10 protein-coding genes are annotated in these 12,521 nt (G+C 72.4%); 4 read left to right on the plus strand and 6 right to left on the minus strand.

Translation table 11 applies throughout. The features are described from left to right. The first annotated feature begins 97 nt into the window (after positions 1-97). Entirely contained in the window at positions 98-1,120 is a 1,023-nt protein-coding gene (locus ACF1FZ_RS13545) for a glycosyltransferase family 2 protein (RefSeq protein WP_391773518.1), read from the plus strand. Positions 1,121-1,198: 78 nt separating this feature from the next. On the opposite strand, the gene ACF1FZ_RS13550 is transcribed toward ACF1FZ_RS13545, so the two are convergent. The 3 genes from ACF1FZ_RS13550 to ACF1FZ_RS13560 all read right to left on the minus strand — a co-directional run bounded on the left by ACF1FZ_RS13550 (position 1,199) and on the right by ACF1FZ_RS13560 (position 5,543). Continuing rightward, complete coding sequence (locus tag ACF1FZ_RS13550; protein WP_391773519.1) at positions 1,199-2,857, minus strand: LCP family protein; 1,659 nt, start codon at positions 2,855-2,857, stop codon at positions 1,199-1,201. A gap of 463 nt (positions 2,858-3,320) precedes the next feature. Then, entirely contained in the window at positions 3,321-4,604 is a 1,284-nt protein-coding gene (locus tag ACF1FZ_RS13555; RefSeq protein WP_391773520.1) for an LCP family protein, read from the minus strand. A gap of 186 nt (positions 4,605-4,790) precedes the next feature. Then, positions 4,791-5,543: a TIGR03089 family protein gene (locus ACF1FZ_RS13560; RefSeq protein ID WP_391773521.1), complete on the minus strand. Its 753-nt coding sequence runs from the start codon at positions 5,541-5,543 to the stop codon at positions 4,791-4,793. 140 nt (positions 5,544-5,683) lie between these two features. On the opposite strand from ACF1FZ_RS13560, the gene ACF1FZ_RS13565 reads away from it, so the two are divergent. The 3 genes from ACF1FZ_RS13565 to ACF1FZ_RS13575 all read left to right on the plus strand — a co-directional run bounded on the left by ACF1FZ_RS13565 (position 5,684) and on the right by ACF1FZ_RS13575 (position 9,411). Continuing rightward, complete coding sequence (locus ACF1FZ_RS13565; protein ID WP_391773522.1) at positions 5,684-7,126, plus strand: N-acetylmuramoyl-L-alanine amidase; 1,443 nt, start codon at positions 5,684-5,686, stop codon at positions 7,124-7,126. Between the two features lie 79 nt (positions 7,127-7,205). Beyond that, complete coding sequence (locus tag ACF1FZ_RS13570; protein ID WP_391773523.1) at positions 7,206-8,297, plus strand: sugar phosphate nucleotidyltransferase; 1,092 nt, start codon at positions 7,206-7,208, stop codon at positions 8,295-8,297. 121 nt (positions 8,298-8,418) lie between these two features. Then, complete coding sequence (locus ACF1FZ_RS13575; RefSeq protein ID WP_391773524.1) at positions 8,419-9,411, plus strand: DNA-3-methyladenine glycosylase family protein; 993 nt, start codon at positions 8,419-8,421, stop codon at positions 9,409-9,411. Positions 9,412-9,421: 10 nt separating this feature from the next. Here the strand turns inward: ACF1FZ_RS13575 and ACF1FZ_RS13580 are convergent, their stop codons facing one another. Genes ACF1FZ_RS13580 through ACF1FZ_RS13590 form a run of 3 tightly spaced genes read right to left on the minus strand, consistent with a single transcriptional unit; the run spans position 9,422 to position 12,286 of the window. Continuing rightward, positions 9,422-10,747 carry a coenzyme F420-0:L-glutamate ligase gene (locus ACF1FZ_RS13580; protein WP_391773525.1) on the minus strand — a complete coding sequence of 442 codons (1,326 nt, stop codon included), beginning with the start codon at positions 10,745-10,747 and terminating at the stop codon, positions 9,422-9,424. Further along, positions 10,744-11,700 carry a 2-phospho-L-lactate transferase gene (gene cofD, locus ACF1FZ_RS13585; RefSeq protein ID WP_391773526.1) on the minus strand — a complete coding sequence of 319 codons (957 nt, stop codon included), beginning with the start codon at positions 11,698-11,700 and terminating at the stop codon, positions 10,744-10,746. The genes ACF1FZ_RS13580 and cofD overlap by 4 nt, the downstream gene beginning before the upstream one ends. 46 nt (positions 11,701-11,746) lie before the next feature. Beyond that, positions 11,747-12,286, minus strand: coding sequence for a cysteine dioxygenase (locus ACF1FZ_RS13590; RefSeq protein WP_391773527.1), 540 nt, complete (start codon positions 12,284-12,286; stop codon positions 11,747-11,749). Between the last annotated feature and the right edge of the window lie 235 nt (positions 12,287-12,521).

Raw genomic sequence — 12,521 nt, forward strand, 5'->3', positions numbered from 1 at the left:
TCCCCCGTTCGCGGTAACGTGGCGGCCGAATCACGCCGCCTCCTGGGGTGCGAAACCCCCGGAACCCTGGCACCCCCGAGGACCCCCCGAGGACCACATGTCTGCCGCGCAGTACCCCGCCGTCTCCGTGATCATGCCGGTGCTCAACGAGGAACGCCATCTCAGGAACTCGGTCCGGCACATCCTGGAGCAGGAGTACGCCGGCGAGATGGAGGTGGTGATCGCCCTCGGCCCCTCGGTCGACCGTACGGACGAGATCGCCGCCGAGCTGGTCCGGGAGGACTCCCGGGTCCACACCGTCCCCAACCCGACCGGCCGCACCCCCGCAGCGCTCAACGCCGCGATCAAGGCGTCCCGGCACCCGATCGTGGTGCGGGTGGACGGTCACGGCATGCTGTCGCCGAACTACATCGCGACGGCCGTGCGGCTCCTGGAGGAGACCGGCGCGCAGAACGTCGGCGGCATCATGCACGCCGAGGGTGAGAACGCCTGGGAGGACGCCGTGGCTGCCGCGATGACGTCGAAGATCGGCGTCGGCAACGCGGCCTTCCACACCGGAGGGAAGGCGGGCCCCGCCGAGACCGTGTACCTGGGCGTCTTCCGCCGCGAGGCACTGGAGCGTGCCGACGGCTACAACGTGGAGTTCATCCGCGCCCAGGACTGGGAGCTGAACTTCCGTATCCGTGAGGCGGGCGGCCTGATCTGGTTCTCGCCGGAGCTGAAGGTGCAGTACCGCCCGCGGCCCAGCATCCGTGCCCTCTCCAAGCAGTACAAGGAGTACGGCCGCTGGCGCCACGTCGTGGCCCGCTACCACTCCGGCTCGATCAACCTGCGCTATCTGGCCCCGCCGACCGCCGTCTGCGCGATAGCGGCCGGGATCGTCGTGGGCGCGGCCGTCACCCCGTGGGCGTTCGCCGTGCCGGCCGGCTACGCGGCGGCGATCGTCGCCGGGTCGCTGCCCGCCGGGAAGGGCCTGTCGCTGAAGGCGCGCGCACAGATCCCCGTGGCGCTGGCCACCATGCACATGTCGTGGGGGTACGGCTTCCTGACCAGCCCCCGTTCGCTGGCCAGGAAGGTCATCGCCAGCCGCCGCCCGGCCGTGCGGGAGCAGACGGCCTGACCGCCGTGGCCGAAGGAGGAAGGGTCCGGCCACGGCCGGACCCTTCTCCCCTGCCGGCTCCTGCCCGCATGTACGACGTCACCAGGTGAAACCCGGGTTGACGCGCATGCACGCCTTCTCGTCGGCGCCGTTGAGCGGGTTCGCCGAGTCCGGCGTCTTCTCCTCGGCGGCCTCGGCGGGATAGGCCCCGTCCTCGCGCCAGTCGGCCCCCACGGCCAGGACGATGCCTGACACGCCGGTCGACTTCTTCACCTGGGACACCGGGATGCCGAGCGCCTTGGCGACGGCCTGCGCGTCGCCCTCCATGTCCGCGCTGGGATACAGGACACCGGTCCTGGCAGCCGCCTCGACGTTCTGCGAATCGACCGTCGCCCTGGTGAAGCCCGCTTCCGTGAGCAGCTCCCTGACCGTGTTCGCCCGGCCCTGGGCCGGGCCGGACGCGTCCGTGGAGGTGGCGTTGCGCACGCTGACCGGGATCTCGGCGGCGGGGGCGGCCTGGTCCTTGGCGACGGGCGTCTTGCGCTTGGACGCCTTGCCGTCCAGCGGGATGTCCTCACGGACCATCCGGAAGACCTGCTCGGCCTCCTCGGCCTTCGGGTACACCCGGCCGCTGAACTGCCCCGTGCCGTAGACGTTCGGCATGGTCGTCATGGTGATGCGGTCGGTGGGGGCCTTCTTGAGCTCCTCGGCCAGGTCGTACAGCTTCTTGACGGTGTCGAGGCCCTTGTCGACCGTCAGCGCGCTGGTGGCCGCCTCGGCGAGGTCCATCAGCTTCCCGGGGTCGGTGAGCTTGGTGCCCTTGCGCAGCTCCCGGACCATCGAGTTCAGGTACTGGTGCTGGGCCTTGGTCCGGCCGAGGTCCGTGTTGTCCTCGAAGCCGTAGCGCGTACGCAGCCACTGGAGGGCCTGTTCGCCCTTGACGGACGTGGTGCCCTTCTCCAGCTTCAGCCCGGACCCCTTGCCGTCACCGGTGTGCGAGTAGACGTTGGCGTCGACGCAGACGGGGACGCCCCCGATCGCGTCGGCCATGGAGACCACACCCGCGAAGTCGATCATCATGAAGTGGTCGATGGTGATACCGGTGAGTTCGTACCAGGCGGCCACCGTGCATCCGGGGCCGCCACGGCCCAGGCTCTCGTTGGTCTGTACGTCGACGGTGCTGGCCGGATACACCTTGCCGGAGTCGGGGTCGGTGCACTTGGGCATCTTCAGCATGGTGTCGCGCGGCATGCTGATGACCGAGATGTTGCTGCGGTCCGCGGAGAGGTGGAGCAGCATCTGCACGTCGGCGAGCGGCGTGCCCCCGAAGGTCTCCTTCGCTCCGCCCAGCTTCTGGTTGGCCGCGGAGTCCCGGGCGTCGGATCCTATGAGCAGGATGTTCAGAGGCGTCTGACCGGCGGCGTTGGCCTTGTGGTCGGCCATCTCCTTGTCACCGAGCGTCAGTTCCTCTTTCCTGAGGTTGCCGTTGAGGTGCTTGTAGTACACGTAACCGGCGCCGCCGGTGCCGAGTATGAGCAGTGCGAGGACGGACGCCACCCAGCGCAGCACGCGCCGCTTTCCACCTCTGGCGGCCCGCCGTACACGGCGGTTGGGCCCCGCCCCGCCGCGCACGCCCTCGGGCGGGGCGGACCGCTCGCGCCGTTCCTGACCGCTGCGCACCCCACCGGACGCGCCGCGGTCCTCACCGCCCGGCGGCCTGTCGTGCCGGCCGCGCGGCCGTGTCCCCTCCCCGCGCATGCTGCTCCGTACCACCAGGACCCCCCTGCTCCTCAGAATTCCGCTGTGGCGCGACGACCCGTCGTCACTTCGCGCGTTCCGCCTTGTCCGTGCCGGCCGTCCGGACGACTCCCGGCGCCTTCTCCGCGCGGTGTCCTTCCGGTCCGGTCCGGGTGTACTCCGGGAGTGCCGGTGTGTGCGTCGAGGACCCACCGGCCGGCGGGACCGATGTCGTCCGCCCGTCCACGGCTGTGCGCGTCCACGGTTGCCTGAGTCCTCCGTCGGTGCCGGGCGAGGCGCCTCCCCCGGCGGGGCGCGCGGTCGTCCGCTCCGGGCACGCGGTCCGACGGCCGCGAGCACCGGATCGCGTCACACTATCCGGCGGAATCAGCCACAGGGGGCGCGGGTGACACATTCCACGCTCCTCACGACCGGGCATGACACCCGTTCCGTTCCCGTTTCCGTCCACGGCCCGGGAACCGTCCTAGGAGCCGCACGGGTCGTCCGCCGCGTTCGACCCCGAATAGGTGGGTGCGGGGGTCGGACTCCCGTCCGTACCGCCGGACTTCCGGCCGGAGGGGTCCTTCCCGGAGCTGTGATCTGCCTGTGGGCCCACGGAGTCGAGCGTCCCGGCGGGGACCACGGCGACCGGCTCGTCCTTGCGCAACCGGGTGAACAGCCGGTCCGCGTCCGGCTGTACGAGCTCGTCACGGTTCGGGTCGGCGTGGTACGCCTTCCGGGGCACGGTCAGGAACTGCACCTTCTCCGTCGGCACGTTCCGCATTCCGCGCACCAGGTCGTACAGGTCCCGCAGGGAGTCGAGCCCCGGGTCCGTGGTGAGTGACTTGGTCGCCGCGTCCAGCACCGGGTAGAGCCGTGTCGGGTTCAGCAGTACGCCGTTGCTCTGCATCTTGTTGACGAGGGCACCCAGGAACTTCTGCTGGCGGTCCATGCGCTCGGTGTCGCTGCCGTCACCGATCGACTTACGGGCCCGCACGTAACCCAGCGCCTTCTCGCCGTCGAGCTTCTGGCGGCCCGCGGGGAGCTTGAGCCGGGCGGCGGCGTCATCGACCGGTTCCTTGAGGCACACCTCGACACCGTCGACGGCGTCGACCATGTCCTTGAAGCCGTTGAAGTCGATGACCATGTGGTGGTCGACGCGGATGCCCGTCATCTTCTCGACCGTCCGGATGGTGCAGGCCGTGCCGCCGATCTCGAAGGCCGAGTTGAACTGGGCGAACCGTTCCCTCGTGGTCCTGCCGTCGGCGGTGCGGCAGCTGGGGACCTCGGCCATCAGGTCGCGCGGGACCGACACCGCCGTGGCGCTCCCGCGGTCGGCCGCGAGGTGCAGCAGGATCGTGGTGTCCGAACGCTGGCTGCCGCCGTCGTCACGTCCGTACGCGCTGTTGTCGCCGGAGCGGGTGTCGGAGCCGATGAGCAGGATGTTCCGGGCGTCCCTCGCGATCGGCAGCGGGCGGTCCTTCTCGTACGCCCTGAGTTCGGCGGCGGCACTCGTGTCGGTCGTGATGTTGCCGTCGAGCTTCTTGTACAGCCACCAGCCGGCCCCGGCGGCCACCAGCACGAGGAACGAGGCCGTGAGCGCGCTCCAGCGGAGCCAGCGCCCGCGGTCCAGGGGGCCGCGCCCGGGCCGCTCGCCCCAGGTCCCGGCCCCGCCGCCGCCCCCGGCCGCGGGCTCGTCCCCGGCCGGGTGTTCCGGGCGGTCCGGTTCGGCCGGGGTGCCGGGGCTGTCGCTCACGTCTGCGTCCATCCTTCACGTTCGGCGGCGCGATGGGCCGCCGGTCGCAGGAGTAGACGGCTGAACCTCACGCTTGGTTGTGCATTCAGGCGGCGTTCTCGGCGGTGCCTCGTTCCGCCCGATCATGTACCGCCGTCGGTGCTCAGTCCCGGGGGCTCGGCCCGCCCTGGGCCGGACGAGTGGCCTTCGGAGCGCTTGTCATACCGCGGTGCCGGTGATCCGCTCGCTTTCGACGCGCTTGGCCAGCCCCTCCTCGTCCAGCCGGTCCAGGTGGCGGCACAGGACGACGGACCCCCCTGCGGCCAGCGGCGCGAAGAGACCGGCGGACAGCCCCTCCCACGAGTCGTACGTACGGCCCGTCAGCAGCCTGGATCCCGGACCGAGTCCCCTCTGTGCCGCGTCCTGACGGGCGCGTGCGACCAGCTGGTCCGCCGTCAGGACGGTGCCGCCCACGGCCAGCGCGGGGGCCGCCGGGTCCACCGGGGCGTACGGGGCGAAGCGGTCGCCCTGGCCCGGCACCTCCACGGCGTAGTCCGCGAACCCCTCGGGAGCCTGCGGGAACCGGCCGCCCAGCGGGCGCAGCGCCAGCGCGATCCGCTCGCCACGGCAGGCGCGGGCCCGGTCGAGCGAGTCCGGTCCGCTGACGACCAGATCGGCGGCCGCCGGGTCACCCTGCACCTCGGCGACGACACCCACCGACGAGCAGGCCAGCAACCAGACGGCCGACTGCCAGTGGGCGGGGAGCAGCAGGGCGAGCCGGTCGCCCGGCTCGGCGGCCAGGTCGCCCTGGAGCAGATTGGCGGTCTTGGCCACCCAATTGGCGAAGGTGGCCACCGACAGTTCGACGCGCTCTCCGGTTGCGTCGTCGTAGAAAGTGACGAGGGGGCGGGCGGGGTCCGCGGCGAGCGCGGATCGCAGCAGGTCGGCGGGGGTGCGGTCACTGGCGTTCATCCGCGCAAGGGTACGCGGCGGGTGCCGCCCCGGCAGAGCATGGCGGGTGCCCCGTACACCGGTTCGGCAGACGGGGCGTCAGCTGGAGGCGGCCGCACTCCAGTAGCCGGAAATGCGGGTATGAGTCAAGGATTTCCTGTATGCGTGCACTTCTTACCACCTCCATCGGCGTCGCCTGCGCGACGGCATTCACCCTCCCGCTCGCCGCGCCCGCGCCCGCCGCCCCCGTCCAGGCCCCGGTGGCGCAGACGCCCGCGGCAGCTCCCGGCGAACCCGCGGGTTCGACCCAGTCCCTGCCCCTGCGGCCGCTCACCGACGCGGCCCCGAGGACCACCGGCGAGCCCACGGCGCCCGCAGCAGCACAAGGGCTGCCCCGGCGTGACTCGCACCGCTTCTCGCTCGTCGGCGTGGTCTGGGACGACGCCGGCACCGAACTGCACGGCACCGTCCAGGTCCGCACCCGTGCGACCGGCACCGGCAGGTGGTCCGGCTGGCAGTCCCTCGAGACCCACAACACCGACCACGCCGCCGACTCCGGCAGCCCCGAACGGGAATCGGGCACCGTGCGCGGCTCCACCGCCCCCCTCTGGGTCGGCGAGTCGGACGGCGTCGAGGTGCGCGTGCGCTCCGAGAGCTCCGCACCGCGAGACGGCTCCGCCGGTTCCGGGCTTCTCCCGGCCGGCCTCCAGGTGGAACTCGTCGACCCGGGCGACGACCCGGAGGAGCCCCGCACCGAGGGCGCCCCGGCCCCCGGCACCTCGTCGGCGGTGCCCGCTGTCGCCCCGTCGGCGGGCACCACGACGCCCGCCACGGCCGCCCGGCCCGGTGCGCTCCCGGAGCTCGCGGGCCTCGGCCTGGCAGCCGCCGAGAGCTCCGCCGTCAACGCCGACCTCGCTCCGCTGGGTGCCACCGGGATCACTGCCCTGAGCAAGGCCGAGTCGGAGGAGCAGGCGGTCGTCGGAGCGGCCGCGAAGCCGTTCGTGGGACCGCGCCCGGCCATCGTCACCCGTAAGGGCTGGGGAGCCGACGAGAGCCTGCGCGAGCGCAGCTTCGCCTACACCTCGACGGTCAAGGCCGCCTTCATCCATCACAGCGCCACCGGCAACAACTACACCTGCGCCCAGGCGCCCTCCGTCCTGCGGAGCATCTACCGCTACCACGTCAAGAGCAGCGGCTGGCGCGACTTCGGCTACAACTTCGCCGTCGACAAGTGCGGGAAGATCTACGAAGGGCGTGCCGGGGGAGTGTCGAAGGCGGTCCTCGGGGCCCATACCCTCGGTTTCAACACCAACAGCATGGGGATCGCGGTACTCGGGACGTACAGCTCGAAGAACCCGCCCGCCGCCGCGGTCACCGCGGTAGCCAAGCTCACCGCCTGGAAGCTCGGTCTGTTCGGCCGGAACCCCAAGGGCAAGGTCACGCTCGTCTCCGGCGGCAGCGGCAAGTACAAGAAGGGTGCGAAGGCCAGACTCGACGTCATCTCGGGGCACCGCGACGGGTTCGCAACCGAATGCCCCGGAATCCGTCTCTACAAGAAGCTCGGCACGGCCCGGACCAGTTCGGCGAAGCTGCAGGGCCGCTGACCGGAAGGGCTCCGAACGGTCTGCATACACTGGCCAGCCGAAACGAGGCCCGGCCCCAGCAGGAAGCAGAGACGGTGCTGTGACAGAGGCAAAAGAAGCGATCCTCCTGGTCGGTGGCAAAGGCACCCGGCTGCGTCCGCTCACGGTGCACACCCCGAAGCCGATGGTCCCGGCGGCAGGGGTGCCGTTCCTCACGCACCAGCTGGCGCGTGCCAGGGCCGCCGGGGTGGAGCACATCGTGCTGGCGACGTCCTACCTGGCGGAGGTGTTCGAACCGTACTTCGGTGACGGTTCGTCGCTCGGCCTCTCCATCGAGTACGTCACCGAGGACGAGCCCCTCGGCACCGGCGGAGCCATCCGGAACGTGGCGTCGCGGCTGGACTCGGGCCCGGACGAACCCGTCATCGTGTTCAACGGGGACATCCTCACCGGCCTCGACATCCGGGCCCTGGTCGCGGCGCACGCCACCTCCGGCGCGGACGTGTCCCTGCACCTCACCAGGGTGGAGGACCCCCGCGCCTTCGGTCTCGTACCGACGGACGCCACGGGCCGGGTGACGGCCTTCCTGGAGAAGCCGCAGGCCCCCGAGGAGATAGTCACCGACCAGATCAACGCGGGGGCGTACGTCTTCCGCCGGTCGGTCATCGACACGATCCCGGCCGGCCGGCCGGTCTCCGTGGAACGCGAGACCTTCCCCGGCCTGCTGGCCGCCGGCGCCCACCTCCAGGGCATGGTGGACTCCACGTACTGGCTGGACCTCGGCACCCCGCAGGCGTTCGTACGCGGCTCGGCCGACCTGGTCCTCGGCCGTGCTCCGTCCCCCGCGGTCCCCGGCCGCTGCGGCGACCGGCTCGTCCTGCCCACCGCCTCGGTGGCCGCCGACGCCAAGCTCACCGGCGGCACGGTCGTCGGCGACGGCGCCCTGATCGGCGAGGGCACCAGGATCTCGGGCTCCACCGTGCTGGACGGCGCCGTCGTCGAACCGGGCGCCGTCGTCACCGACTCGCTGGTCGGAGCCGGTGCCCGGATCGGCAGCCGTTCGGTCCTCGTGGGCGCGGTGATCGGCGACGGCGCCCAGGTCGGTGCCGACAACGAACTGCGTGACGGCATCCGTGTCTGGTGCGGCGCGGTCCTCCCGGACGCCTCGGTCCGCTTCTCGTCGGACCAGTGACCGGACCGGTGAGGGACCGGTGAGCCGTCCTTCCAGCAGGTGAACGGCCCCTTCCGGCCGGTGGCCGGCCTCCGTCGGCCTTACCCTCGACGGACACCCCTGACGACCGAGGACCTCACCCGTGGCAGGACGCTTCGTACCCCGCACCACCGCCGTGCCCCGGCAGGAACCCGCGTCCGCGTCCGCAGCGCCGCAGACCCGGACCTGGACACCGCCGGGGCCGCTCGACCTGCGGCTGGTCCTGAGCCCGCTGCGGCGCGGCCCGGCGGACCCCGCTTACCGGGCGCTGCCCGACGGAACCTTCTGGCGCGCGACCCGGACCCCGGCCGGCCCCGGCACCCTGCGTGTCGCGGCGTCGCACGACGGCCGGATCTCGGCGGCGGCGTGGGGGCCCGGCGCACAGTGGCTCCTGGACGGGCTGCCGACGCTGCTCGGCGCGGACGACACCCCGGACGACTTCCGCCCGCACCACCGGCTGGTCGCCCTGACCCGGCACCGCCGGCCGGGGCTGCGCCTGCTGCGCACCGGGCTGGTCATGGAGTCCCTGATCCCGTCGGTCCTGGAACAGAAGGTCACCACCGACGAGGCGTACCGCGCCTGGCGGCTGCTTCTGCGCACCTACGGGACCCCCGCACCCGGACCCGCCGACGCGGCGTTCGGCGCGTACGGCCTGTACGTCATGCCGGACCCCAGGACCTGGTCACTGATCCCGTCGTGGGAGTGGCACCGTGCGGGCGTGGACGCCAAACGTTCCGCCACGGTCCTGCGCGCGGTCCGGGTGGCCCGGCGGGTGGAGGAGGCGGCCGCCATGGAGCTCCCCGAGGCGATGGCCCGGCTGCAACTGATCCCGGGCATCGGCCCCTGGACCGCGGCGGAGACCCTGCAGCGCTCGAACGGCGCGGCCGACGCGGTGACGGTCGGCGACCTGCACCTGCCGGGCATCGTGGGCCACGCGCTGGCGGACAACAGGAACGCCGACGACGAGGAGATGCTGGCGCTCCTCGCCCCCTACGAGGGCCAGCGCCACCGCGCGACCCGCCTGATCATGCTCTCGGGCCGCACCCCGGCCCGCCGGTCCCCCCGGATGACGCCGCGCGACATCGCCCGGCTGTAGCCCCTCCGCCTCAGCGCACCGTGACGAACGCCCCCGCGTCCCGCGCCGCCCGCGCCGGCGGCGCGGCCTTCGGATGGCCCACGGCGACCGCGCCCAGCGGATCCCAGGAGTCCGGCAGGTCCAGCACCTCACGCACCACGGACCGGCAGAACATCGTCGAGGAGACCCACGCCGAGCCGAGCCGCTCGCCCGCGAGCGCCACCAGGAAGTTCTGGACGCCCGCACCGGCCGCGACCACGAACATCTCCCGCTCCGCGGTGTCCCGGCGCTCGTCCCCGTAGGTGTGCGAGCCGTCCGTCACGAGGCACGGCACCGCCAGGTACGGCGCGTTGCGCAGGACGTCGCCCCGCCGGACCCGCTTGGCGACGGACTCCTCGCTGCGCCCGTCCCGTCGCAGATCAGCGATCCACGCGTCCCGCATGGCATCCAGCAGCCGGTGGCGCGACTGTGCGGACTCCAGCAGGACGAACCGCCACGGCGTCGTGTGATGGGGTGCGGGAGCCGTCACCGCCGCCGCCACCGCACGCCGTACGGCTCCGGGGTCGACCGGTTCGTCCGTGAACTCCCGGACCGTGCGCCGGAGATTCAGCGCTTCCCGCACCGCCTCGGACGTACCCAGCCGGAACATGTCGTCCGCAGCGGCCCGCACCATCGCCCGGGCACCCTCGTCGGACGCGGAGGGGCCCGCCACCACGCGCGCAAGTCCGCGCACCACCGCGACCGGCAGGCCGGACGCCTTGCCCTTCACCAGGTCGCCGGCCGAAGCCAGCTCGTCGGCCGTGGCCACGACCGTGGCACTCAGCGGGTTGCCGTAGCCGTCGGTGCCGCCCCGGAGGTCGTCGAGGACCCTGACCCCCGCCGCTCCGATCGCCACGTCCGTCAGGCCGTTGCGCCAGGGGCGGCCGAAGGTGTCCGTGACGAGGACCCCGACCTCGACACCGAGCGCGTCCCGCAGGCCGTCCCGGATGAGCCGGGCCGACGCGTCCGGGTCCTCGGGCAGCAGCAGCACCGTTCCGGCCGGGGTGTTCGAGGCGTCGACCCCGGCCGCGGCCATGACGAGCCCCTGCCGGTTCTCCACGATCCTGAGCGTCCCGCGCCGGGCGACCACCCGGACGGTCTCGGCGTCGATCGCCGCCTCCCGGTCCGTGGCCTCGACGATCCGGCCCTCCGCCTTGGACACGATCTTCGAGGTGACCAGCAGGACGTCGCCGTCCACCAGACCGGGTTCCGTGGCGGCGATCAGCTTCGCGAGGTCGTCACCCTCCCGCACCTCGGGCATCCCGGGCAGCGCCCACACCCGGTAGGAGGGGGCCCCGTCGGCCGGCCCGCCGCTCATGCCCGTACCTCCTCGGCCAGTGCCAGGGCCTGCCGGGCCATCTCGGCGGTGGCGTCCACGTCCGTCATCATCAGCGGGACGGCCCGGCAGCGGATCCCCGCCGCCTCGACCTCCTCGACCGCCCCTGCGTCCACGCTGTCGACGAGCCAGCCGTCGAGCAGCCCCGAACCGTAGTGCCGGGCGACGGCCGCGGCGGTGGACTCGACGCCCACCGCGGCCAGCACCTTGTCGGCCATGCCCCGCACGGGCGCGTCGCCGACGATGGGGGAGAGCCCGACCACGGGCACCCCGGCCTCGGCGATCGCCTCCCGGATACCGGGCACGGCGAGGATGGTGCCCACCGACACGACGGGGTTCGACGGCGGGAAGACGATGACGTCCGACCCGGCGATGGCCTCCAGGACGCCCGGCGCGGGCGCGGCCTGCTCCGCGCCCACCGGCACGACGGCCTGCGCGGGCACGGACGCGCGCATCCTCACCCAGTACTCCTGGAAGTGGACGGCCTTGCTCTCGCCGTCGACGTCCACCGCCACGTGCGTCTCGACGCGGTCGTCGGACATCGGGATCAGCCGGACCCCCGGCTTCCACCGTGCACACAGCGCCTCGGTGACCGCGCTCAGCGGATAGCCCGCGCCGAGCATCTGCGTACGGACGATGTGGGTCGCGAAGTCACGGTCGCCGAGGCCGAACCACTCGGGCCCCACGCCGTACGCCGCGAGCTCGTCCTTGACCCGGAAACTCTCGTCGGTACGCCCCCAGCCCCGCTCCTCGTCGATGCCCCCGCCGAGGGTGTACATCACGGTGTCGAGGTCGGGGCAGACCTTCAGCCCGAACAGATGGATGTCGTCGCCGGTGTTGCCGATCACCGTGATGTCCGCGTCGGGCGCGGCCTGTTTGAGGCCACGCAGGAAACGAGCACCACCGATACCGCCGGCCAGAACCACAATGCGCATGACGAACAGTGTGTCAGGCGCGGCCCCGCCCGGGCGGGGGGTGGTGTCAGACCGGTACGGCGTCCTCGGCAGCCGGAGCGCACCGCGCCGCGTGCATCGGCATGTCGGTCAGGCCCGGGAAGTAGATGTGCAGGCTGACGGCGGGTTCGAGGGAGTCGTTGACGACCTCGTGGACGTAACCCGGGGCGAAGACGCGCTGCGCGCCGGGGTCCAGGGTCTGCGCCCCGCGCTCCGTGCGCTCGGTCAGCTCACCCTCCAGGACCGTGAGCACCCCGGAGGAGGGGCCGTGGTCGTGGCGCCCGCTGCCCTGGCCGGGGACCCAGCTGAGCAGCCACACCTCGTAACCGAGTGAGGCCTCCCCTGAACGAGCGGAGCCGGGAGCCGGGGGGACGGCGTGCAGCCGGTGGTACCAGCGGGTGGTGGCGTCGTACCGGACGAGCGGGGCCCACCGGGCGCGGTCGGCGGCGATGGAGCGGGCGAGTCCGGCGAACCCGGCCACGGTGGAGGGGTGAGGGCTGGCCGGCTGCAGGAGGTGCTGGACCTCGAGGATGTCGCCGGCGATCGAAAGGTCGCTGTCGCTGTTCATGGGTGTGGTGGTTCCTCGGCATTGGATGCGCGTACGGGGGGTGGCGCGGAGACCGGAATGCGGTGAAACGAAGCTGGATCAGAGCTGGAGCGCTACGGCTTCAACAGCTGTGACAGCTGGAACAGCAACAGCGGGCCTGGACAGCCGTACGGAACCCACGGACGTGGGTCGTGTACATCGCTGCGGTCGCTGGCATGGGGTCAAGAAGACCGGCTGGGTCCGTCCCGTGTCAACC

This window comes from Streptomyces sp. NPDC014623 (assembly GCF_043088245.1).
Taxonomy (GTDB): Bacteria; Actinomycetota; Actinomycetes; order Streptomycetales; family Streptomycetaceae; genus Streptomyces.